23 protein-coding genes and 1 tRNA gene are annotated in these 21,275 nt (G+C 65.0%); 14 read left to right on the top strand and 10 right to left on the bottom strand.

All coding sequences use genetic code 11. From position 1 onward, the window contains the following. Window positions 1-310 precede the first annotated feature (310 nt). Window positions 311-601 (top strand): hypothetical protein, encoded by a 291-nt coding sequence (locus ACH2CY_RS13480; protein ID WP_395019777.1) that lies wholly within the window; start codon window positions 311-313, stop codon window positions 599-601. Window positions 602-1,340: 739 nt separating this feature from the next. Then, window positions 1,341-1,592, top strand: coding sequence for a hypothetical protein (locus tag ACH2CY_RS13475; RefSeq protein WP_395019776.1), 252 nt, complete (start codon window positions 1,341-1,343; stop codon window positions 1,590-1,592). A 52-nt stretch (window positions 1,593-1,644) separates the two neighbouring features. Here ACH2CY_RS13475 and ACH2CY_RS13470 read toward each other — a convergent pair. Further along, window positions 1,645-1,721 (bottom strand) — tRNA-Arg (locus tag ACH2CY_RS13470). A 553-nt stretch (window positions 1,722-2,274) separates the two neighbouring features. Here ACH2CY_RS13470 and ACH2CY_RS13465 point away from each other — a divergent pair. Continuing rightward, window positions 2,275-3,405: a hypothetical protein gene (locus ACH2CY_RS13465; protein WP_395019774.1), complete on the top strand. Its 1,131-nt coding sequence runs from the start codon at window positions 2,275-2,277 to the stop codon at window positions 3,403-3,405. A 139-nt stretch (window positions 3,406-3,544) separates the two neighbouring features. Further along, on the top strand, window positions 3,545-3,991 hold the full coding sequence (locus ACH2CY_RS13460; RefSeq protein ID WP_395019773.1) for a DUF4864 domain-containing protein: 447 nt from the start codon (window positions 3,545-3,547) through the stop codon (window positions 3,989-3,991). 74 nt (window positions 3,992-4,065) lie between these two features. Here the strand turns inward: ACH2CY_RS13460 and ACH2CY_RS13455 are convergent, their stop codons facing one another. Together ACH2CY_RS13455 and ACH2CY_RS13450 are read right to left on the bottom strand one after the other, a co-directional pair. Continuing rightward, window positions 4,066-6,000, bottom strand: a complete 1,935-nt coding sequence (locus ACH2CY_RS13455) for a potassium transporter Kup (RefSeq protein WP_395019772.1) — start codon at window positions 5,998-6,000, stop codon at window positions 4,066-4,068. Next, a complete protein-coding gene (locus ACH2CY_RS13450; RefSeq protein WP_395019771.1) occupies window positions 5,997-6,218 on the bottom strand; it encodes a hypothetical protein in 222 nt (73 codons plus the stop codon). Before ACH2CY_RS13450 ends, ACH2CY_RS13455 begins: the two co-directional genes overlap by 4 nt. Window positions 6,219-6,251: 33 nt before the next feature. On the opposite strand from ACH2CY_RS13450, the gene gpt reads away from it, so the two are divergent. Beyond that, window positions 6,252-6,770, top strand: a complete 519-nt coding sequence (gene gpt, locus ACH2CY_RS13445) for a xanthine phosphoribosyltransferase (protein WP_395019770.1) — start codon at window positions 6,252-6,254, stop codon at window positions 6,768-6,770. 20 nt (window positions 6,771-6,790) lie between these two features. Here the strand turns inward: gpt and panC are convergent, their stop codons facing one another. The 3 genes from panC to ACH2CY_RS13430 form a co-directional block, all read right to left on the bottom strand. Then, window positions 6,791-7,639, bottom strand: coding sequence for a pantoate--beta-alanine ligase (panC, locus tag ACH2CY_RS13440; RefSeq protein WP_395019769.1), 849 nt, complete (start codon window positions 7,637-7,639; stop codon window positions 6,791-6,793). Window positions 7,640-7,652: 13 nt separating this feature from the next. Beyond that, window positions 7,653-8,528: a 3-methyl-2-oxobutanoate hydroxymethyltransferase gene (gene panB / locus ACH2CY_RS13435; RefSeq protein WP_395019768.1), complete on the bottom strand. Its 876-nt coding sequence runs from the start codon at window positions 8,526-8,528 to the stop codon at window positions 7,653-7,655. 125 nt (window positions 8,529-8,653) lie between these two features. After that, window positions 8,654-9,163: an ion channel gene (locus ACH2CY_RS13430; protein ID WP_395019767.1), complete on the bottom strand. Its 510-nt coding sequence runs from the start codon at window positions 9,161-9,163 to the stop codon at window positions 8,654-8,656. A gap of 104 nt (window positions 9,164-9,267) precedes the next feature. Here ACH2CY_RS13430 and ggt point away from each other — a divergent pair, with 104 nt between their 5' ends. Then, the gene (gene ggt / locus ACH2CY_RS13425) at window positions 9,268-10,977 is read left to right on the top strand and encodes a gamma-glutamyltransferase (protein WP_395019766.1); all 1,710 of its coding nucleotides are present in this window, start codon (window positions 9,268-9,270) and stop codon (window positions 10,975-10,977) included. A 31-nt stretch (window positions 10,978-11,008) separates the two neighbouring features. Beyond that, window positions 11,009-12,172, top strand: a complete 1,164-nt coding sequence (locus ACH2CY_RS13420; protein WP_395019764.1) for a class I SAM-dependent rRNA methyltransferase — start codon at window positions 11,009-11,011, stop codon at window positions 12,170-12,172. Between the two features lie 6 nt (window positions 12,173-12,178). Here the strand turns inward: ACH2CY_RS13420 and ACH2CY_RS13415 are convergent, their stop codons facing one another. The 4 genes from ACH2CY_RS13415 to hppD all read right to left on the bottom strand — a co-directional run bounded on the left by ACH2CY_RS13415 (window position 12,179) and on the right by hppD (window position 16,146). Next, entirely contained in the window at window positions 12,179-12,364 is a 186-nt protein-coding gene (locus ACH2CY_RS13415; RefSeq protein WP_395019763.1) for a hypothetical protein, read from the bottom strand. Between the two features lie 89 nt (window positions 12,365-12,453). Continuing rightward, window positions 12,454-13,905 (bottom strand): sensor histidine kinase, encoded by a 1,452-nt coding sequence (locus ACH2CY_RS13410; RefSeq protein ID WP_395019761.1) that lies wholly within the window; start codon window positions 13,903-13,905, stop codon window positions 12,454-12,456. Between the two features lie 241 nt (window positions 13,906-14,146). After that, window positions 14,147-15,013 (bottom strand): phenylalanine 4-monooxygenase, encoded by an 867-nt coding sequence (gene phhA, locus ACH2CY_RS13405; protein WP_395019760.1) that lies wholly within the window; start codon window positions 15,011-15,013, stop codon window positions 14,147-14,149. A 17-nt stretch (window positions 15,014-15,030) separates the two neighbouring features. Continuing rightward, window positions 15,031-16,146 (bottom strand): 4-hydroxyphenylpyruvate dioxygenase, encoded by a 1,116-nt coding sequence (hppD, locus tag ACH2CY_RS13400; RefSeq protein WP_395019759.1) that lies wholly within the window; start codon window positions 16,144-16,146, stop codon window positions 15,031-15,033. Window positions 16,147-16,270: 124 nt separating this feature from the next. Here hppD and ACH2CY_RS13395 point away from each other — a divergent pair, with 124 nt between their 5' ends. The 7 genes from ACH2CY_RS13395 to argB all read left to right on the top strand — a co-directional run bounded on the left by ACH2CY_RS13395 (window position 16,271) and on the right by argB (window position 21,232). Next, window positions 16,271-16,777 (top strand): Lrp/AsnC family transcriptional regulator, encoded by a 507-nt coding sequence (locus tag ACH2CY_RS13395; RefSeq protein ID WP_395019758.1) that lies wholly within the window; start codon window positions 16,271-16,273, stop codon window positions 16,775-16,777. An 86-nt stretch (window positions 16,778-16,863) separates the two neighbouring features. Continuing rightward, a complete protein-coding gene (gene rpmH, locus ACH2CY_RS13390; protein WP_028099883.1) occupies window positions 16,864-16,998 on the top strand; it encodes a 50S ribosomal protein L34 in 135 nt (44 codons plus the stop codon). Between the two features lie 75 nt (window positions 16,999-17,073). Further along, window positions 17,074-17,391 (top strand): ribonuclease P protein component, encoded by a 318-nt coding sequence (gene rnpA / locus ACH2CY_RS13385; RefSeq protein ID WP_395019757.1) that lies wholly within the window; start codon window positions 17,074-17,076, stop codon window positions 17,389-17,391. Beyond that, the gene (gene yidD / locus ACH2CY_RS13380) at window positions 17,391-17,654 is read left to right on the top strand and encodes a membrane protein insertion efficiency factor YidD (RefSeq protein ID WP_395019756.1); all 264 of its coding nucleotides are present in this window, start codon (window positions 17,391-17,393) and stop codon (window positions 17,652-17,654) included. Before rnpA ends, yidD begins: the two co-directional genes overlap by 1 nt. Window positions 17,655-17,684: 30 nt before the next feature. Beyond that, on the top strand, window positions 17,685-19,574 hold the full coding sequence (gene yidC / locus ACH2CY_RS13375; RefSeq protein WP_395019755.1) for a membrane protein insertase YidC: 1,890 nt from the start codon (window positions 17,685-17,687) through the stop codon (window positions 19,572-19,574). Between the two features lie 5 nt (window positions 19,575-19,579). Then, window positions 19,580-20,206 (top strand): ribosome biogenesis GTP-binding protein YihA/YsxC, encoded by a 627-nt coding sequence (gene yihA, locus ACH2CY_RS13370; RefSeq protein ID WP_395019754.1) that lies wholly within the window; start codon window positions 19,580-19,582, stop codon window positions 20,204-20,206. Window positions 20,207-20,335: 129 nt separating this feature from the next. Then, entirely contained in the window at window positions 20,336-21,232 is an 897-nt protein-coding gene (gene argB / locus ACH2CY_RS13365) for an acetylglutamate kinase (RefSeq protein WP_395019753.1), read from the top strand. Window positions 21,233-21,275 lie beyond the last annotated feature (43 nt).

Here is a 21,275-nt window from a genome sequence, read left to right as displayed (position 1 = left end):
TAGACGCTCAAAGGCGCAACCTTTGCTCGCTCGAAATATAAGTAGGTAAGTCGATGCCCCATTTACGAAGCCGGTGAGGACTGTTGCGGCCCGGCTTCACTGCGAGGTGACTATACGCGTTCGTTGCAGGTGACTTTACCTGCTGTAAAGAATGATCGACGTTGCGGCAAATCCTCGCCCCCTTCATTCAGCCCATCTTTCAAACAGGCCAGACAGGCTAGGAACTAACTGCACCAGAGAACTACCGACCAGCCTTCCTTCCCGCCGGGATCTCTTCCCAGGAAGAAGGGTGCTATCTCAATCTCATTTCATGGACGACGAACCAACAAAACAGCCGGCCACGATTTCCGCTCTTTCAGGAGCCTCGTATCTTTCCCGTTTCCAGGTAACGGGTCGGAAGGTTGGCGACCGGCAACGCCTCCTCGGAGACATCGGTGAGCTGATAGGAGACCGCAATTACGGAAAGCTGGCCCGCCGCTTTAAAGGCATCCCGACGTTTAAACTGGAGGAATGTTACGACAAGGCGAGAAGCTGGCCGACGAACCCGCCAGCGCTGTTCCACAAGTTAGTTAACGAGGAGCTGAAGCAGCCAACGACATGAACCAGGAACCAAACAAAGGAAAAAACTTTGAATTTCGATGTGGCTGTACGATCACCGAGCCTCACAGTCACGATCTAAAACCGAACTGTCATTGCGATTGTGAAAGAGGGCGGCGTAACAAAATCGCTGCGTAACAGAAGGCCTATTTTCCCGGTTATATATAGTTAGAGGGTTCTGCTTCCGGTGCGGTCGTTTAAACGCCGCAAACTAGAGCAAAAATTATTTTCGATTTCGGCCTGAAAAACGGGCTCGGGCGCCTCGTGCCCTTATAAGTACATATATCGCAACAACACGAAGGAGTCAGATGACCGCTATTCTTGTTCTTAAACTTGTCGCTTCCGCCATGTTCACCATCGCTTATGCAATTTCATTCGTGATTTTGATCTTGCCGCTGCTGTGAGCCTTTAGAGATTTTTCCAGTTCGCGAAGTTCTCCTGACGCTGACCAGCGTCAGGCCGAACAAGAGCTCAACCGGCCAATAATTTTTAGGTGTACCACTTGAAATCGGTGTGGTTCGCCACCATGTATTTAGGGTCGCGGAGTTTAACCGCGATAGTCCAGAAGAGAGGGGGTGCCCATGTCATAGTGTTCGAACTACTGCTGCCATATTTGGCGATAGCAGCTCATGTTTTGTTGATAGCTTTTGAAATTTACAAGCTGATGCACTGAGCGAGGGAGATCGGGCGGCGCGATATTATGCTCCGCCGCCCATCGGCCTAGCTCCCTCCCCGGAGGCATAGTGGACAAAGACAAAGCGGCCAAAGATATGATGGCCCTCGCCCACGGCTTCGCCACCATCGCCATGTCCAAGCCGAAGCACGAGCGCGAGGCGTATCTTCAGGAGTGCCGTGCAAACTTCAAAGCCGAGGCACTTTCCGAAACCGGCAACGAGGAAGGCAGCGAAGGTTGGGCCGACATCATGGACCGAACCGTGCGCGGCCTCGTCCAGATCATCGAACAAGGCGGCGCGCCAGAAGGCGGCCGAGCCTAAGAGCCTAGGCGGAGCCTAAGCAAACGCTGGATTTTCTAAGCCATTGAAATAATGGCGCGCCCGAAGAGATTCGAACTCCTAACCTTCTGATCCGTAGTCAGATGCTCTATCCAATTGAGCTACGGGCGCGTCTTGGTGGCGGGCCGGGGAAGAATTGGACCGCCGCTGCTGCGATCACCCCTCCTCAAGGACGGCGGGCCGGTCGCGCGGTGGCGGAACCTAAACAAACACCCCCGGCATGGCAAGTCTTAAACCCGGCCTCGAACCCGGGGCGGATTGCCGCCCCTTCTCTAGGTCCCGGCCGAGGGAATCGCGGAGGGAATCATCGCGGGGCACCCCCACCCTGCCCTCCCCCAAAGATGGGGGAGGGAAAGCAGCGACCCCCGGTCTCGCCATTCCGACCCCGCCGCCCCGTTTTGCCCCCGTGTTCCCGGGGCCACGGCCGCTTGCAGAATGGACACAGTCAAAGGGAATCCAGCTTGAGGGTCATTTAGGCGCCTTATAAGATGAGACCCTGCCGTTGCGGCATGAGGGGATCGCCGGTTCGGGACATGGGATGCACTTCGCACGAACCGGCTTATGCCGGTAAAGCAGTTGATTCTTATAAGAAAAACTGCAAAGTACGGGCAAACAGGATGGGTGGGCGGCTTGTCCCGGCCGCATTAAGGGGTTCTGACAAGTCATGATGGGATTCGGGAAGCTCGCGGTCCTTACCGCCGCCCTGGCGTTGCTGGGCGGCTGCGAAGTCGCCGACAATGCGGTGAAACCCTCGATCACCGGCACGCCGCCGGGCGGGACCGAGGCTTCGGCCTCGATGCCGGCGCCGAACGCGCCGGTCGGGGTGATTCGCAACTCCGACGGGTCGGTCACCGTCCCGCCACTCGACAATTCGCAACCCGACCAGCCGACCGGCACCGCCGTCGGCCAGAAGGTGACCGAGCTCAAGTCGGACCTGGCCCGGCTCCAGGACACGCTGAAGGCGCAGACCGCGCGCCAGCAGGCGCTGCACGGCGACATCGAGGCGAACGCCGCCGCCTACCAGGCGATCACCGGCGCCATCGCCGGCAAGCTGCAGGTCGGCACCACCCCGGGCAACCCCGGCATCGTCCAGGCCTGGCAGCAGGCGCAGCAGAACCTGAACGCGGTCGAGACCGATATCGGCCAGATGAACGCGCTCTCCAACGAGGTCGCCGGCAACGCCGCCTATGTGGCCTTCCTGCAGGACTCGGTGCGCGCGGCGTTCGGGGTGTCGGGCGCGGTCGATGAGGATCATCGCCAGCTCCGCCGGCTCCAGGACCAGGTCGCCCAGACCAATGTGGACGTGGACCGGCTGTTGAGCCTGATCTCCTCCGACGTCGCCCGGCAGAACGAGTATCTCGCGACCGAGCGCAGCAACCTCACCGCCCTCGCCAGCGGCGTCAGCAAGGGCGATTTCTACGGCACGACCTTGGCCAGCAACACCGTCCCGGCCCCGGCCCAGCCGACCCTGCCGCCGGGTGCGGGCGCCGCCACCGGCCGGCCGCTGGTCACCATCCGCTTCGACCGGCCGAACGTGAACTATGAGCAGGCGCTCTACCAGGCGACCCGCAAGGCCCTGGAAGTCCGCCCGAACGCCGCCTTCGACGTGGTCGGTGTGGCGCCCGCCAGCGGCGCCGCCGCCCAGCAGGCGCTGAACGGCGACATCGCCCGCAACAACGCCGACCGGGTGGTCCGCGCGCTGCTCGGCATGGGCCTGCCGGCCGACCGGGTCAGCTCCGGCCAGACCAATGACCCCGGGATCCAGTCGAACGAGGTGCGGATCTACGTCCGCTAGCCCTGTCCAAGCGTTAAGCCTTCAAACGGCGCTTTCCGGGGAACCGGGAAGCGCCGTTTTCGCTTCTTGGCCTGCGGTGTGATCCGGCGCAAGCTCCGCTGCGTAGAGTCATCGTCATGCTGCCGGAAGGGGGTGTCCGATGATGATCCAGTCCGCCTGCCGCGTATTGCTGCTGGCCTTCCTGATCGCCCTGCCCGGCTTCGCTGTCGCCGAGGACGCGCCCTCGACCCTGGCCGAACCCGACCAGCAGGCGATCCGCCAAGTGATCCAGTCGCAGCTCGACGCCTTCCAGCGCGATGACGCCGCGGCCGCCTATTCCTACGCCACGCCGATGATCCGCGAGAAATTCGGCGACGCCCGCAACTTCATGCAGATGGTGAAGCAGGGCTACACACCGGTCTATCGCCCGCAATCGGTCGCTTTCGACAAGCTGGTCGACACCGAATACGGCCCGGACCAGGTGCTGCGCCTGATCGGCCCCGACGGCCGCGCCTATACCGCGCATTACATGATGCAGAAGCAGGTCGACGGGACCTGGATGATCAACGGCTGCTATCTGACGCGGGCGGAGGATCAGAACGTCTAGCGCGCTTGCTGGATCTTCCGGCCGGCCCATGCAGCCGTGATGTTCCGGACTTCGCGCTTACCGAAAATCCAGCGCTAGATTTCCACGCGCGCGCCGAGCTCGATGATGCGGCCGGCAGGCAGGCGGAAGTAATCCGAGGCGCTGGTCTCGTTGTGCGAGAGCAGGATGAAGAGCCAGCGGCGCCAAGCCGACATCTGCGAGCGCGCATGCGCGACGATGCGCTCGCGCCCGAGGAAGAACGAGATTTGCTGCGGTTCGAGCTCCAGACCGAAGCGCTTGGCGCCGCGCAACGCCACCGCGATGTCCGGCGTCTCGTAGAAGCCGAAGCGGCAGATCAGGCGATAGAAGCCGCGCCCCAGGTCCTTCACCGTCACCTTCTCGATATCGGGCACCACCGGCACCTCTTCGGTAAGCACGCTGGTCAGGATCACGCGCTGATGCAGGATCTGGTTGTGCCGCATGTTGTGCAGCAGCGAGAACGGCACCCGCTGCGGATCGCCGGTCAGGAACATGCCGGTGCCGGGAACCCGCGAGAGATGCCGCTCGCTGAGGGCGGCGAGGAACTCGTCCTCGGTCAGCGCGGATTGCCCCTGGCGACGCGCCAGCAAGGCGCGGCCCGCCATCCAGGTCGAGAACACGAAGAAGATCGCGGCGCCGATCACCAGCGGGAACCAGCCGCCGGAGCCGATCTTGAGCAAGCTCGCGACGAAGAAGGAAAGCTCGACCGTCAGGATGCCGCCGAAGATCAGGCCCGCCTTGGTCCGGCTCCAGTTCCAATGACTCTGCACCACCATGAACCCGACGATGGAGTCGATCATCATGGCGCCGGTCACGGCGATGCCGTACGCGCTGGCGAGATTGGCGGAGCTCCGGAAACCAAGGATCAACATGCAGACCGAGACCATGAGGATCCAGTTCATCTGCGGCACATAGATCTGCCCGACCTGATGTTCCGAGGTGTGCTCGACCCAGAAGCGTGGTGACATGCCGAGGCGCATCGCCTGCCAGATCAGCGAGAACGCGCCGGTGATCACCGCCTGGGAGGCGATGATCGTGGCGCAGGTCGCCAGCACGATCATCGGATAGAGACCCCATTCCGGCACCAGCAGGTAGAATGGGTTCTTCACCGCGGACGGATCTTCAAGAATGAGCGCGCCCTGGCCGAAGTAGTTCAGCATCAACGCCGGCAGGACGAGGGAGAACCAGGAGGTCTGGATCGGACGACGGCCGAAATGGCCGAGGTCGGTGTAGAGCGCCTCGGCGCCGGTGATCGCCAGCAGCACCGAGCCCAGCACCGGAAAGGCGATCACCGCATGCTCGAACAGGAAGCGCACGCCGTAGTAGGGGTTGATCGCCAGCAGCACTTCCGGATTGCCGACGATGCCGTGAATGCCGAGCACCGCCAGCGCGATGAACCACAGGCACACGACCGGGCCGAACAGACCGCCGACCATGCCGGTGCCCCGGCTCTGCACCAGGAAGAGCCCGACCACAATGACCAGCGTTATCGGCACCACGTAATGCTCGAGGCCCGGCTCGGCGACGGCGAGGCCTTCGACCGCGGAAAGCACCGAGATCGCCGGGGTGATCATCCCGTCGCCGATGAAGAGCGCGGCGCCGATCATGCCCAGGACGAAGAGCAGCTTGCGGCGGCCCATGTTGCGGGCGCGCTGCAGCGCCAGCGCAATCAAGGCAAGCATGCCGCCCTGCCCCTGGTTGTCGGCGCGCAAGATCAGCAGCGCATACTTGCCGCTGACGATGATCATCACGGCCCAGAAAATGAGCGAGAGCACGCCGTAGACGCTGACACGGTCGACGCCAAGGCCGTGCGCAGGACTGAAGCATTCGCGCAGCGTGTAGAGCGGGCTGGTGCCGATGTCGCCGTAGACCACGCCCAAGGCGCCGATCGCCAGCTTGATGGCGGTCGGCGAGGGAGCGCCGGTTTCGCCCGAATGCGCGGTCGGCTGCGGTCGCGGCAGGCCGGACTCGGGATCGGATTGATGGGTCATTGAATCACGTTGAGCGCCGGCGCGGCGCGGAGAGTGAGCTTGTTTTTTGTCATTCCGTGCTCGACGTGGAGCGCCTCGCTGATTCGGCCCTTCCCCAGGGCCGGATAGCGGCGCATCCTGGCACCAAGGCCGGGGCGCCGCAATGATTGAAATCGCCGTTGCCGCCCATCAATTCGGCGTTGCCGCTGCGGAACGGTTCCGCTAATGATCGCCGCCAAACCGTTTTCCTGCCCGCAATCGGGGGAGTTCTCATGGTCAGCCCGCAGAAGACCTTCCCGGTCTCCTGGGAAGAGTTGCATCGCACCGCCAAGGCGCTGGCCTGGCGCCTGATCGCGATCGGGCCCTTCAAGGGCATCGTCGCGATCACCCGCGGCGGCCTGGTCCCCGCGGCGATCATCGCCCGCGAGCTCGACGTCCGGCTGATCGACACCGTCTGCATCACCTCCTACAGCGAGGAGGACCGCGCCGAGGGCACCGCCGGCGTGCACCAGCCGGGCGAGTTGAAGCTCCTGAAAGGCGATGCCGCGAAGATGTGGGGCGACGGCACCGGCTGGCTGATCATCGACGACCTGGTCGATACCGGCCGCACAGCCAAGTATGTCCGCGAGCTGATGCCGAAGGCGCATTTCGCCACCGTCTACGCCAAGCCCGCGGGCCGGCCGCTGGTCGACACCTTCGTCACCGAGGTCAGCCAGGACACCTGGATCTACTTCCCCTGGGACATCGAGCCGCAATTCATCCAGCCGATCGCCAAGCAGCATCGCTCTTGAGCTCATCGCCGCTCTAGGACTCATAGGACTGGCCAGTTGTCGATCAGCCGCGTCCGCCCGAGATGGGCGGCGGCGAACAGGCGCGAACCCTCGCGCGCCGCGGGCAAGGGTTGAAGCGTCTCGCTGTCGCAAAGTTCCACATAGTCGATCGGGTTGAAGCCCGCCGCGCGCAAAGCCGCGCGGGTCTTCTCCAGGACCGGCGCCGCAGCCCGGCCCGCCTGCAATTCGGTCACCGCATCCTTGAGCGCAGCCGGCAGCATGGCGGCCGCGATCCGTTCCCGCTCGGTGAGATAGCGGTTGCGCGAGGACATGGCGAGGCCGTCTTCGTCGCGCACCGTCGGGACGCCTAAGATCTCGATCGGCAGATCGAGGTCGCGGGTCAGGCGCCGGATCACCTGCAGCTGCTGGAAATCCTTCTCGCCGAAGCAGGCGATGTCGGGCTGCGCCTGGTTGAAGAGCTTGGTCACCACGGTGGCGACGCCCTCGAAATGCCCGGGCCGCGCCGGGCCGTCGAGGTAGCGCGTGAGTTCGCCTACCTTGACCTCGGTCGAGAAATTCTTCGGATACATCTCGGCCACATTGGGCGCGAAGGCCAGATCGGCGCCGGTCGCCGCCAGCAAGTTGAGATCGGTCGTTTCGTCGCGCGGATAGGCGTCGAGGTCCTCGCCGGGCTTGAACTGTAGCGGGTTCACGAAGATCGTCGCCACGACGAAATCGGCATGGCGCCGCGCCACCTTCACCAACTCGAGATGACCCTGGTGCAAGGCGCCCATGGTGGGCACCAGGCCGATGCGCTTGCCGGCTTGGCGGTGCGGGCGGGTGGCCGCGCGCAAGGCAGCGACGCTGCGGACGACGTCGATTTTCAGCATGAAAGAAGCTTCGTCAGGCCGGCCGTTTCACGGCACCGAAGATGTTGTCCGGTCCGGGGAAGCGCCGGGCGCGGACATCGGCGGCATAGCGCGAAGCCGCGGCCTCGATCTCGGAGCCCAGCTCGGCATAGCGCTTCACGAAACGCGGCTTGAACTCGGCGAAGAGGCCCAGGATGTCTTCCGAGACCAGCACCTGGCCATCACAGGACGCCGAAGCGCCGATGCCGATGGTCGGCACGGTGACACGGGTGGTGATCGCCTCGGCCAGTTGCTCCATCACGCCCTCGACCACGATCGAGAAGGCGCCGGCCTCGGCGATGGCGATCGCGTCGGCCATCACGCTGGCGGCCTCGGAATCGCCGCGGCCTCTCGCGCGATAGCCGCCCATCGTGTTCACCGATTGGGGCATCAGGCCGATATGGCCCATCACCGGAATGCCGCGCTCGACCAGGAACTGCACGGTGGGCGCCATGGCGCGGCCGCCTTCCAGCTTCACCGCCTGGCAGCCGGTTTCCTTCATCAGCCGCGCGGCGCTGTTGAATGCTTGGGCGGGACTCTCCTGGTAGGAGCCGAAGGGCATGTCGACCACGACCAGCGCGCGCTTCGAGCCGCGGCAGACCGCGGCGCCGTGCTGCGCCATCATGTCGAGCGTGACCGGCACCGTGCTGTCGAAACCGTAGAGCACCATGCCGAGCGAATCGCCGACCAGCAGCAAGTCGACGTAGGCGTCGAGCATGCGCGCCATCGGCGCCGTGTAGGCCGTCAGGCAGACGATCGGCTCCTGGCCCTTGCGGGCGACGAGATCGGGGACCGAGACGCGCGCCGACTTGGCGCCGCCGGTCTTTGCTGGATCGGTCTTGCTGGGCTCGGCTGGCCGCTGAACGCTCACCTTTCGCCTCCTAGACTTGAAGTCTACTCCCGGAGAAGACGCGGGCGGATTTTCTGCCAATCTGCTGCGGTGCACAATAGAAAAACCGTCATGGCAGCACAACGATCCACCCGGGGAGGCAATCGTTAATGCTTTGATTTCTTTGATTTCTTGCGCTCGAACTCGGCCCGGTCCTCGGGAAGATGGGGGCGGCGGCGCGGGTGCAAGACCCAGTAATGCTCGAACATGAAGTAGTTGAAGGAGGCGGTCCAGGCGATCAGGACCAGGCCGATCATGGCCTCGATCCCGGCCAGGAGGCGCAGGTCGTTGGAAAGCTGCCGGGAATCGCTGAAGCCGAGCGAGGTATAGCTCTCGGTCGAGAAGTAGAGATAGTCGAGAAAGGCGCGCCGGTTCTCGTCGGCGAATCCGCTGTCGGTCTCGACCGACAGGACATAGTAAAGACCGGCGAACAGCCAGACCTCGACGGTATGCGCGACGAAACAGCCGCAGATCCCGACCACCACATGGGCGCGCCGCGGCACGATGGCGACCCGCGGCAGCAGGTAATCGGCGGTCAGGCGCATTATCTCGTAGTGAATAAGGATGCAGGCGACGACCAGCACCGTCGAGAGCACCATCATCAGCAGGAATTCCACGCGCCCTTCCTCTCCCCTCCGAAAGCCGGTAAGACCGGGGCCGAAGCAACGGCTCAGAGCGGCCCACCGAAGCGCGGATGATAGCTTTCCTCCGAATCTGCACATTGATCCTGATCAGTCTGGTGGGCCTGGCCGGCTGCGGCGGGGGCAGCGGGCTGCCCACGCTCGCCGCTTCCGGCCGAAGCGAGACCTTCGCCGAGCAGCAGATCGTGGCCGCCGCCCATCCGCTGGCGGTCGAGGCCGGCCGCCAGGTCCTGCGCGCCGGCGGCAGCGCGGTCGATGCGGCGATCGCGGTGCAGGCGGTGCTGACCCTGGTCGAGCCGCAATCCTCCGGCATCGGCGGCGGCGGCTTCCTGCTGCATTACGACAGCCGGGCCAAGCTGCTGGAAAGCTATGACGGCCGCGAGACCGCGCCGGCCTCGGCCCGGCCCGACATGTTTCTCGGCGCCGATGGCGAACCGCTGCAATTCTACGATGCCGTGGTCGGCGGCCTCTCGGTCGGCGTGCCGGGTGTGCTCAGGATGCTCGAACAGGCGCATCAGGAGCACGGCAAGCTGCCCTGGGCGCAGCTCTTCGCGCCGGCGATCAAGCTGGCCGAAGACGGCTTCCCGGTCTCGCCGCGGCTCGCGGAATCGATCGCCGAGGACGAATATCTCGGCAAGATGCCGGTGAGCGCGCGCACCTTCTACGACGCCGACGGCAAGCCGCTGGCGGCCGGCACAACGCTCCGCAATCCCGCGCTGGCCGCGACGCTGCGCGCGATCGCCGACGGCGGCGCCGATGCCTTCTATTCCGGCAAGATCGCGCAAGACATCGTTGCCACGGTCAACAGCGCGCAGCCGCGGTCCGGCGGCATGACTCTAGCCGATCTGGCCGGCTATCAGCCGATGAAGCGCGCGGTGCCCTGCGGCACCTACCGGGTCTACAAGGTCTGCGGCATGGGCCCGCCCTCCTCCGGCGGCATCACGGTGCTGCAGATCCTCGGCATGCTCCGGCGCTTCGACATGGCAAGCGAAGACCCGCTCTCGGTCGCGGCGGCGCATCGCTTTGCGGAAGCCAGCCGTCTCGCCTATGCCGACCGCGACCGCTTTCTCGGCGATCCGGACTTCGTGAAGATGCCTTTGAACGGCATGATCGATCCCGACTATCTCGCCGAGCGGTCGGAGTTCATCCACGACGACCTTGCCTCGCCCAACGCGCTGCCGGGCAATCCGCCGGGCGACGCCACGATCGGCGCCAGCCAAAGCCAGTTCGAGCCGGTCTCGACCAGCCATATGGTGATCGTCGATCGCGACGGGAATATCGTGACCTTCACCACCACGGTGGAGAATGCCTTCGGCTCGCGGCTGATGGTGGATGGCTTCATCCTCAACAACCAGCTGACCGACTTCTCTTTCCGCCCGAGCATCGACGGCCGCCCGGTCGCCAACCGCGTCGCCGCCGGCAAGCGGCCGCGCAGCTCGATGGCGCCGGTGATCGTGTTCGACCGCGCGACCGGGGCACCTGTGTATGCGCTGGGCTCGCCGGGCGGCGCCAACATCATCGATTATGTGGCGGAGGCGCTGGTCGCCCTGCTCGACTGGAATCTCTCGCCGGCGGAAGCGGCGGCGCTGCCGCATGTGATCAACCGCAACGGCCCGACCTTGCTGGAAGAAGGCCGCGGGCTGGAATCGCTCGGCGCGGCGCTCACGGCGATGGGCGATACGGTGAAGTTTCAGCCGATCGACAGCGGCCTCAATATCGTGGCCCTGGGCGAGAACGGCATGGTGGGGGCGAGCGATCCCCGCCGCGAAGGAGTGGCACTTGGCGACTGAGACGGCTTTTGACACCAGACCCCGGATTGCGATGCGGCCAGGCGCGGAGAAGCGCGTGGCCGGCGGTCATCCCTGGGCCTATTCCAACGAGATCGAGATGAACGAGGCGGCCAAGGCCTTGCCCGCCGGCGAGCTCGTCTCGCTGATGCGCGCGGATGGTCGTTCACTCGGCGCGGCGATGTTCAACCCGCATTCTCTGATCGCGGCCCGCGTCCTGGACCGGGATCCGACCGCCGAAATCAACCAGCGCTTCTTCGAGAAGCGGCTGCAGCGTGCGCTGAAGCTCCGCGAGCGGCTGGTGGGCGTCCCCTACTACCGCCTGATCCACGCGGAGGCCGACGGAATGCCGGGCGTGGTGGTCGATCGCTTCGGCGACACGGTCGTCGTCGAAGTGAGCAGCGCCGGGATGGATCGGCTCGTCGAGGCGCTCGCCGCCGCGGTCGACGCGGTGTTGAAGCCGGCCACCATCCTGATCCGCGGCGAGGGCAACGCGCGCAAGATGGAAGGCCTTGCGCCGATGAGCCGCTTCGCCAAGGGCGGGCTCGAAGGCCCGATCGAATTGCTGGAGAACAGCGTCAAGTTCCTCGCCGATCCGGCGGGCGGGCAGAAGACCGGCTGGTTCTACGACCAGCGCGACAACCGCGCGCTGATGGCGCGGTTCGCGAACGGCGCGACGTTCCTCGATTGCTACTCTTACACCGGCGGCTTCGGCATCCAGGCCGCCGCGGCGGGCGCCACCCAGGTGCTGGCGATCGACCGTTCGGAGCCGGCGCTTGATCTGCTGAAGAAGGCGGCGGTGCTGAACGGCGTGGACAACCGCGTCACCGTGCAGCGCGGCGAGGCCTTCGAGGCCTTGGAGCAGCTGATCGCGGAGAAGAAGCGCTTCGGCGTGGTCTCGGCCGATCCGCCGGCCTTCGTGAAGTCGCGCAAGGACCTCAATGTCGGCAGCAAGGCCTATCGCAAGCTGGCGCGGCTCGCGGCGCAAACCGTCGAGCCCGGCGGGCTGCTGTTCATCGCCTCATGCTCGCACAACATGCCGGCGGCGGATTTCGCGACCCAAGTCTCGCGCGGGATTCACGAAGGCGGTCGGTCGGCCAAGCAGCTCTATGCGACCGGCGCGGCACCGGATCACCCGGTGCATCCCTTCCTGCCGGAATCCGCCTATCTGAAGGCGCTCATCCTGCAGGTGGAATAGCGTGGGTCAGTGCCCGGCGTTGTTATGCTTGACCAGGCTGATCCGGTAGAAGATCAGGCCGATCAGGAAGGCGAAAACCGCGAGCGCGCCGTATTCGCCGACGCCCTCGGCGCGCGCCGCCACGAACAGCGCGATCAAGGCGAACAGCGCCAGCAGGCCGCCGATCAGGAATTCTTGGATCTTGGCATCCATATCGATACACCCCTCATGGAATTGCCATTGTGGAATTCCCGAGAACCTAAGCAGGAACGCCTCGAAAGGCAACCGGCCGCGCTTCCGACTTAAGCGCGATCCGGCAGCTCGATCGCGAACCTTGCGCCGTGGCCGCCGCTTTCGGCCAGGCGCAGGTCGCCGCCCTGGACCCGGATCAGTTCGCGGGCGATGGCCAGCCCCAAGCCGGTGCCGCCGGCCCGGGCCGAGCCGCGGAACGGGCGGAACAGATTCTCGACGGCTTTGGGCGGCAGGCCCGGGCCGTCATCGACGACCTCGATTTCGATCCGGTCGTCGCGGCGCGCGGCGCGGATGGTGACGCGGCTGGCGCCCATCTGCAGCGCGTTTTCCCCGAGGTTGCGGATCACGCGGAACAGCTGGCCGCGATCGGCGGTGATCGCGAAGCCTGCCGCCATCTCGGTCTCCAACGCCTTGCCCTCGGTGAGGTGGCGCACCAGGCTTTCCTTCACCTCGAGGCAGAGCTCGTCGAGCGCGAAGCGGGTGAGCTCCGGCCGCGGCGGGCCCTCACGGGTGAAATTGAGGATGTCGGAGCAGAGATCGACCGCGCGGTCGAGCGCCTTCTCCAGCGCCGGCACAGCCTTGCGCACGTCGGGATCGCCGCTGCCGGTCAGCCGGTCCGCGACCAGGCGCGCGGTGGAGAGGATGCCGCGAAGATCGTGGTTGATCTTGTTGACCGCGGTGCCGAGCGCCGCAAGCCGCTCCTTCTGCCCGAGCGCGCGGCGCACCTCGGCGCGCATCAGCTCGAACTCGCGCTCGGCGATGCCGATCTCGTCGCTGCGCTTCGAGGGCGGTCCCTCGGGCGCCATTTCCGGATCGCCGCGGAAGCGCACCATCTCAGCCGTCATGCGCTGCATCGGGCGGATGATGAAGAGCTGCAGCGCCAGGAAGATGAGCGTCGCGGTGATCAGCGAGATCACGATCGACAAGCCCAGCACCCGCCAGGAATAGGCCACCATCGCCTCGTGCAGCGGGCCTTCGTCCAGCACCACCTCGATCAGCGTATCCGGCCCGCGCGGCGAATGGCCCATGACGCGGAGCAGCCGGTTGTCGGTATGGCTCAGCGTGTCGAAGGCGCTGGCGATGAGATTGACCGGCCCACGGTTGTCGAGATCGATGGTCTCGTCGATGACCAGCTGCGCCGCGGTGGCGCCGCGCAGCATCAGGTTCTTGCCGTCCGGCGTGTGCAGGGCCACCAGCCGGGCGCCGGCATGCTGCAGCAGGGTCAACTCCAGCTGCGGGTCGATCATGTAATCGGGCGTCGCCTCGAGCGCCAAGGTCGCGAGATGGCCGCTCGCCAGCTTCTCGGTCAGCCAGTCGAGCCGGAAGCGCGCGATCGACGGCGCGTAGATCAGGATCTCGCTCAGCATCACGAAGACGACGGTCAGCGCCAGCACCCGGGCCGAGAGGCCGCGGCCGAAGCTCGGCAGCTGGATCAGTCCGCCGGCCACCCCGGGTGGCGGCTGGCTGGCCCGGTCTTCGGTCCTGAGGTCGCGGCGGCTCATCATATGGTCCCGAAGAAGCGGATTTCCCGCATAGGCGTCAAGTTGCCTTGCGTAAACGGATGCCGGCCGCCCCGGGATGCAGCGGGGACGGCAAGAGAATCCTGGATGGCGAGATGGGGAGAGACGGCCGGCAATTCACCGGCCGGAGTCTAAAGGCCGGACTGAGCCGCGTCCGTCCCCATTCTTAATGAGTTGGCGATTTGTTCTGTGATCGCCCGCACAGGCGCGGCGGGATACTGAATCAGGCGGCTTGGTCGCGCCGTTGCTTCCAGCTGCCGTCGCCCAGCGTGATGACCCGGTCGCCGGCGACAATCCGGTCCGGGGTGATCTCCGGCTGGCGCTGGGTCAACTCGTAGAGCGGCGCGAAATCGCGGCGGGTCGCCTCGAACAGCTCATCGAAGCTGTCGAGCACGAAGTAGGTCTCCTGGAAATCGTCGATCTTGTAGCTGGTGCGCATCACCCGCTTCAGGTCGAAGCGGAGCCGGTTCGGGCTCTTGTCCTCGATCGAGAACCGGGTTTCGGCGGCCGAGGAGAGCATGCCGGCGCCGTAAGCCTTGAGCCCGCCGTCGGTGCGGATCAGGCCGAACTCGACCATGTACCAGTAGAGCCGGACCAGGATCTTCGATGTGCCGAGCTTCTCCGCCTCCGCGCCCTTCTCGCCATAGAGCTGCATGTAATCGGCGAAGACCGGGTTGAACAGCAGCGGCACATGGCCGAAGAAATCGTGGAAGATGTCGGGCTCGACCAGGTAGTCGATCTCGTCGGCCTTGCGGATCCAATTGGTGACCGGGAACTGCCGGCGCGCCAGATGCGCGAAGAAATCGGTCTCGGGGATCAGACCCGGCACGGCCACCAGCCGCCAGCCGGTCGCGCGGGAAAGGCGCGCCGAGGCGATCTCGAGATCCGGAATGCCGTCGCCGGCGTCGAGCGTCGCGGTGCCGTCGATGAACTCCTGCGCCGCGAAGCGCTTCAGCAGCTTCGCCTGCCGGGCATACAGCATGCGCCAGCGGGCATGCTCCTCCTCGGTATAGCGCGCCCAGTCCTGGGCAATCGTGTAGTCGGTCGCCATCTGGGAATAGTCACCGCGCAGATTGGGATAAGAGTCCATGGGCGACCTCCTTCAGCTCAGGCGGCGCTGTCTGAGAGGACGCCGCGACGCACCTGGTCGCGTTCAATCGACTCAAAAAGCGCCCGAAAGTTCCCTTCGCCGAAGCCCTCGTCGCCTTTTCGCTGGATGATCTCGAAGAAGATCGGACCGACCATGGTCTCGGTGAAGATCTGCAGCAGCAACCCGCCGCTCTTGCCGTCATGCGTGGGGCTGCCGTCCAGCAGCAGGCCGAGGCCTTTCAGCTTCTCGACGTCCTCGCCGTGGTTCGGCAGGCGCTGGTCCAGCATCTCGTAATAGGTGGCGGGCGGTGGCGTCATCAGCGCGACGCCGTTGGCGCGGAGCGCTGCCACGGTCGCGTAGATGTCGTCGGTCGAGAGCGCGATATGCTGGATGCCCTCGCCCTTGTATTCGCGCAGGTATTCCTCGATCTGCGACTTGTCGTCGGCGCTCTCGTTGATCGGGATGCGGATGTTGCCGTCGGGGCTGGTCATCGCCCGGCTCTTCAGGCCGGTCAGCTTGCCCTCGATGTCGAAGTAGCGGATTTCGCGGAAGTTGAAGAGCCGCTCGTAGAACTCGGCCCAGTAATCCATCCGGCCGCGATAGACGTTGTTGGTGAGGTGATCGACGATCTTCAGGCCGGAACCGGCGGGGTTCTTCTCGGCATCGGGCAGCGGGCGGAAATCGATGTCGTAGATCGAGCCATCCCCACCGAAACGGTCGATGAAGAAGATCCGGCTGCCGCCGATCCCTTCGACCGCGGGCAGGGTCACTTCCATCGGCCCGGCATCGGAGAGCAGCACCTTGGCGCCCAGGGCCTGGGCCCGGCGCAAGGCGGCCGGCGCGTCATCGACTCGAATGCCAATCGCGCAGACGCTGGGACCGTGTGCTGCGGCGAAGGCGCCGGCGAAGCCATCCTTCTCGGCATTGAGGATGAAATTGACGTCGCCCTGGCGGTAAAGCGTCACCGGCTTGGAGCGGTGCTGGGCGATGGGCTGGAAGCCGAGCAGGCGGAAGGTGCGGTCCAGGGTCGCGGGGTCAGGCCCGGTGAACTCGACGAACTCGAATCCGCGGGTTCCCATCGGATTGAGATCGGACATCGCCGTCTTGGTATTCGCGAAATCAGCCTGACCCATCGCTTCCTCCCAGAACGCACGCCCGAAACATGAATATAGTGCAAATAATGTGCATGTTTCGTGCGATCTAGGCCGATTTCTCTCCGAAGTTGCGCGTTTCCTGCATTTATCCTATTTTCGGCGCATGGATCATGCGAACGATCTCGACGCCTATGACCTGCGCATCCTGGAAGCGCTCCAGCACGATGGGCGCCTCTCCAACGTGGAGCTGGGCGAGAAGGTCAATCTCTCCCCCTCCCAAGCCTCGCGGCGGGTCTCGCGGCTGGTCGAGGACGGCTATATCCGCCGCTTCCAGGCGGTGCTGGACCCGCTGAAGATCGGCATCGGCTTGACCGCCTATTGCCTGATCACCCTGAAGATCCACAGCGAGGGCGGCATGGGCGATTTTCATCGCCGGGTCAAAGCCTTGCCGGAAATCCTCGAATGCCAGGCGCTGACCGGCGAGGCCGATTACCTGCTGAAGATCGCGGTCCCGGACCTGAAGGCTTTTTCGGACTTCCTGAGCGAAAACCTGATGCGGGCGCCCGAAGTGGCGGGAATCCGCTCTTCCATCGTGCTCGACAGCATCAAATCCGGGAATGAATATGCCATTCCGGAACCGGCCAAACCCCACGCCGGCCGCGGCCATTAGCGGTCCAGGTTGATTGACTTGGGGGGTCGGTTTCTCTATACACCCCGCGAAATCCCAAATTGCTGAATTTCGTGGAGTTTTGTGTCGTGAAGCGCACCTATCAGCCGTCCAAGCTGGTCCGCAAGCGCCGCCATGGTTTCCGGTCCCGGATGGAGACCGTCGGCGGTCGCAAAGTCCTGTCCTCGCGCCGTGCCAAGGGCCGCAAGCGCCTCAGCGCTTAAGACCTGGTGGGCAAGGATGAGCGCCCAAAAGGTCCATCCGTCGGCCGCCTGAAGCGGCGCGCCGATTTTCTGCGCGTGGCCGCGCTCCGGCGCAAATGGGCCGCGCCCGGGCTGATCCTGCAAGCCGCACCGCGGCCGGAATCCGAAACCGCCGAAGCCGAGATTCGCATCGGCTTCACCGCCAGCCGCAAGGTCGGCAACGCGGTGAAGCGCAACCGCGCGCGCCGGCGCCTGAAGGCGCTGGCGGCGGAGATGATCCCCCATGGCGCCAATCCCGGCCTCGACCTGGTGCTGATCGCGCGGCCCGCAACCGTCGATCGCCCGTTCGACGAGTTGCGCCGCGATCTCCAGCAGAGCCTCAACCGCACCAAAGCCGCACGAAAGACGCATTGATGCTCGCCTGGATCGCCATCGTTCCGGTGCGCGCCTATCAGTGGTTCATCTCGCCGCTGCTGCCGCCGAGCTGCCGCTACGAGCCGACCTGCTCCGCCTATGCCGTCGAGGCGTTGCAGCGCCATGGCCTCTTTCGCGGCGCCTACCTGACGATGCGCCGCCTGCTGCGCTGCCATCCCTGGGGCGGCAGCGGCTACGACCCGGTGCCGGGCCATGAAGAATGCCGGCACCATCACCATATTGCGGTCGCCGACCCGCGCTGATCGCCTCAACCAGACAAGATCGAAGAAGCAATGAACTCCGCCCGGCCGATCATGGAAAAGAAGAACCTCATCATCACGATCGTCCTCTCCGCGATCATCATGATCGGCTGGCAGTATTTCTACGAGATGCCGCGGCTGAAGCAGCAGCAGGCGCAACAGCAGGCGGCCGAGCAGCAGGCGGCGCAGCAGCCGGCCCAGACGCAGGCCGCACCCAGCGCGGCGCCGAGTGCCGCGCCGAGCACCGGCTCGACCGCGCCGACCAAGACTCGCGAAGAAGCGCTGGCCCAGAGCCCGCGCGTCGCCATCGACACGCCCAAGCTGCACGGCTCGATCGCCTTGAAGGGCGGCCGGCTCGATGACCTGGTGCTGAAGGACTATACCGAGACCGTCGACCCCACGAGCCCGCAGGTCGTGCTCTTGAGCCCCTCCGGCGGCCCGGAAGCGCAGTTCGCCGAAGCCGGCTTCACCTCGGGCGATCCCAGCGTGAAGCTGCCGGCCTTCGACACCGTCTGGCAGGCCGCCGGCGACACGCTCTCAGTCGATCATCCGGTGACGCTGACCTGGGACAACGGATCGGGTCTCATCTTCAAGCGCACCTTCTCGGTCGATCAGAACTATCTCTTCACCATCGAGCAGGCGGTCGAGAACAAGGGATCGGCGCCGGTCTCCGTCGTCCCATATTCCCGCGTGGTCGAGTTCGGCCTGCCGAAGGACTACGCGGCGCTCGGCATCCGCGAAGGCCTGATCGGCGTGCTGGACGGCGCACTCCAGGGCGGCGGCGTCTTCACCAATCCCTGGGACTATTCGCACGCCCATTCCCACGCGGTCGACAACCCGGGCGAGGCCGGCATCTACAAGATGGAAAGCCAGGGCGGCTGGATCGGCATCACCAGCAAATACTGGCTGGTGGCGGCGATCATCCCGAACGACGCCAAGGTCGGCGCCCGCGCCTTCTATGACCCGAAGCAGGATTCCTTCCAGGGCGACTTCACCGGCGCGGCGCAGACCGTGGCGCCCGGCGCCACGGCGACTTTCAGCAACCAGATCTTCGCCGGCGCCAAAGTGCTGCACGTGCTGGCCGACTATCGCGACCGCCTGGGCATCCCGCTGCTCGACCGCTCGATCGACTTCGGCCTGTTCTGGTTCGTCGCCAAGCCGCTGTTCATCGTGCTCGACTACATCTACGGCTTCCTGAAGGTGCTGGGCCCGGTCGGCAACTTCGGCATCGCCATCCTCTGCCTGACCGTGCTGGTGCGCGCCTGCCTGTTCCCGCTGGCGAACAAGTCATACGCCTCGATGAACAAGATGAAGCTGCTCCAGCCGAAGATGGCGGAGCTCAAGGAGAAGTACGGCGAAGACAAGCAGCGGATGAACACCGAGATGATGGCGCTCTACAAGCGCGAGAAGGTGAACCCCGCCGCCGGCTGCCTGCCGATCCTGATCCAGTTCCCGGTCTTCCTGGCGCTCTACAAGGTGCTTTCGGTCACAATCGAAATGCGGCATGCGCATTTCTTCGGCTGGATCCGCGATCTCTCGGCGCCGGATCCGACCTCGATCCTCAACCTGTTCGGCCTGCTGCCCTGGACCTCGGCCGACCTCATCCATATCCCGCTGATCGGCGGCATGATTGCCTTCGTCTCGATCGGCGTCTGGCCGATCATCATGGGCTTCACCATGTGGGCGCAGATGCGGATGAACCCGACGCCGCCGGATCCCGTGCAGGCGCGCATGTTCGCGTTGATGCCGTTCATCTTCACCTTCATGCTGGCACACAACACCGTCGGCCTGGTGATCTACTGGGCCTGGAACAACACGCTCTCGATCGCCCAGCAGCGCTACATCATGCGCAAGCTGGACAAGGCGAATAAGGCCAAGGAAGCGAAGGCGATCGACAAGCCCAAAGACCCGAAAAAGGACTGAGCAGGTTGGCCAAAACGCCGACCGATCCCACCTGGCTGTTCGCGCAGGAATGCCGCTTCATCGCCGGCACCATGACGGTCGAGGCCTTGCCGCCGCCGGGCCCGATCGAAGTCGCCTTCGCCGGCCGCTCCAATGTCGGCAAGTCGAGCCTGATCAACGCCCTCACCAACCGCAACAGCCTGGCGCGCATCTCGCGGACGCCCGGCCGCACCCAGCAGATCAACTTCTTCGATCTGGCCGGGCGGCTGGTGCTGGTCGATCTGCCCGGCCATGGCTATGCCAAGGTCGGCCGCGCCGTGGTCAAGGAATGGTCGAAGCTGATCTCGGCCTATCTCAAGGGCCGGCCCAACCTGGTCCGGCTGCTGCTGCTGATCGACTGCCGGGTCGGCTTCAAGGAGCCCGACCTCGCGCTGATGGACCTGCTGGACAAGGCCGCCCTTTCCTACCAGATCGTCATGACCAAGGCCGACGAGATGAAGGCCGACGAGATCGAGATCGCCCGCGCAAGGCTCGCCATCCAGCTCGAGCGCCGGCCGGCCGCGCATCCCGAGATCATCGTCACCAGCAGCCGCAGCAAGGCCGGTATCGACCAGCTCCGCGCCGAACTTGCCGCGGTGGTCGATCGGTCCTGAGCGCCGGACTGCTCTTGGCCGCAGGACTGGGCGCCTCGTCTTCGTAATGACTCTTGATTTCCCGGGCGACTGACCGCAACGTCAGCCCCGCCTTTTTCCGCCACAGCATCGGATCGGACGCCGCCGCAGATGTCGCAGTCCCCCATCAACTTCACCGACACCAAATACTGGCTGAAGACCGCCCAGACGCTGACCGACGCCCTGCCCTATATGCAGAAATACTCGGGCAAGCGCTTCGTCATCAAATACGGCGGCCATGCCATGGTCGATCCGGAACTGGCCCGCGTCTTCGCCCGCGACATCGTGCTCTTGCGCCAGGTCGGCATCCTGCCGGTGGTGGTGCATGGCGGCGGCCCGCAGATCGGCGACATGCTGAAGCGGCTCAACATCCAATCGACCTTCATCGACGGGCTCAGGGTCACCGACGCCGCGACCATGGAAGTGGTCGAGATGGTGCTGGCCGGCAGCCTGAACAAGCAGATCGTGGCGGCGATCAACGCCGCCGGCGGCCATGCGGTCGGCCTCTCGGGCAAGGACGACAACCTGCTGATGGCCAAGCCCGCCAAGATGATGAAGGACGGCAAGCCGGTCGATCTCGGCCTGGTCGGCGAGCCGGACCGGGTCAACCCGACCATTCTCAACGGGTTGGAGCAGGACGGCATCATCCCGGTGATCGCCCCGGTCGGCTTCGGCCCCAACCGCCAGACCTACAACATCAACGCCGACACCGCGGCCGGCGCGATCGCCTGCGCGATCGGCGCCCAGCGCCTCTTGATGATGACCGACGTGCCGGGCGTGCTCGACAAGTCGGGCAAGATGATCCCGCAGCTCACTTCGGGCGAAGTGCGCGCACTGACCGCCGACGGCACCATCTCCGGCGGCATGATCCCGAAGCTCGAGACCTGCCTGATGGCGGTCGAGGGCGGGGTCGAGGCCGCGGTCGTGCTCGACGGCCGCGTGCCGCATGCGATGCTGCTGGAAATCTTCACCCCGCAGGGCGTCGGCACCTTGGTGACGCGGGGCTGAGCGCAACAGTCTTGGCTCTTTCGGCTCGAGGATAGCGGCAACA

This window comes from Dongia sp. (assembly GCF_041905885.1).
Lineage (GTDB): Bacteria > Pseudomonadota > Alphaproteobacteria > Dongiales > Dongiaceae > Dongia.
This window is presented reverse-complemented; position numbering and strand designations above follow the sequence as displayed.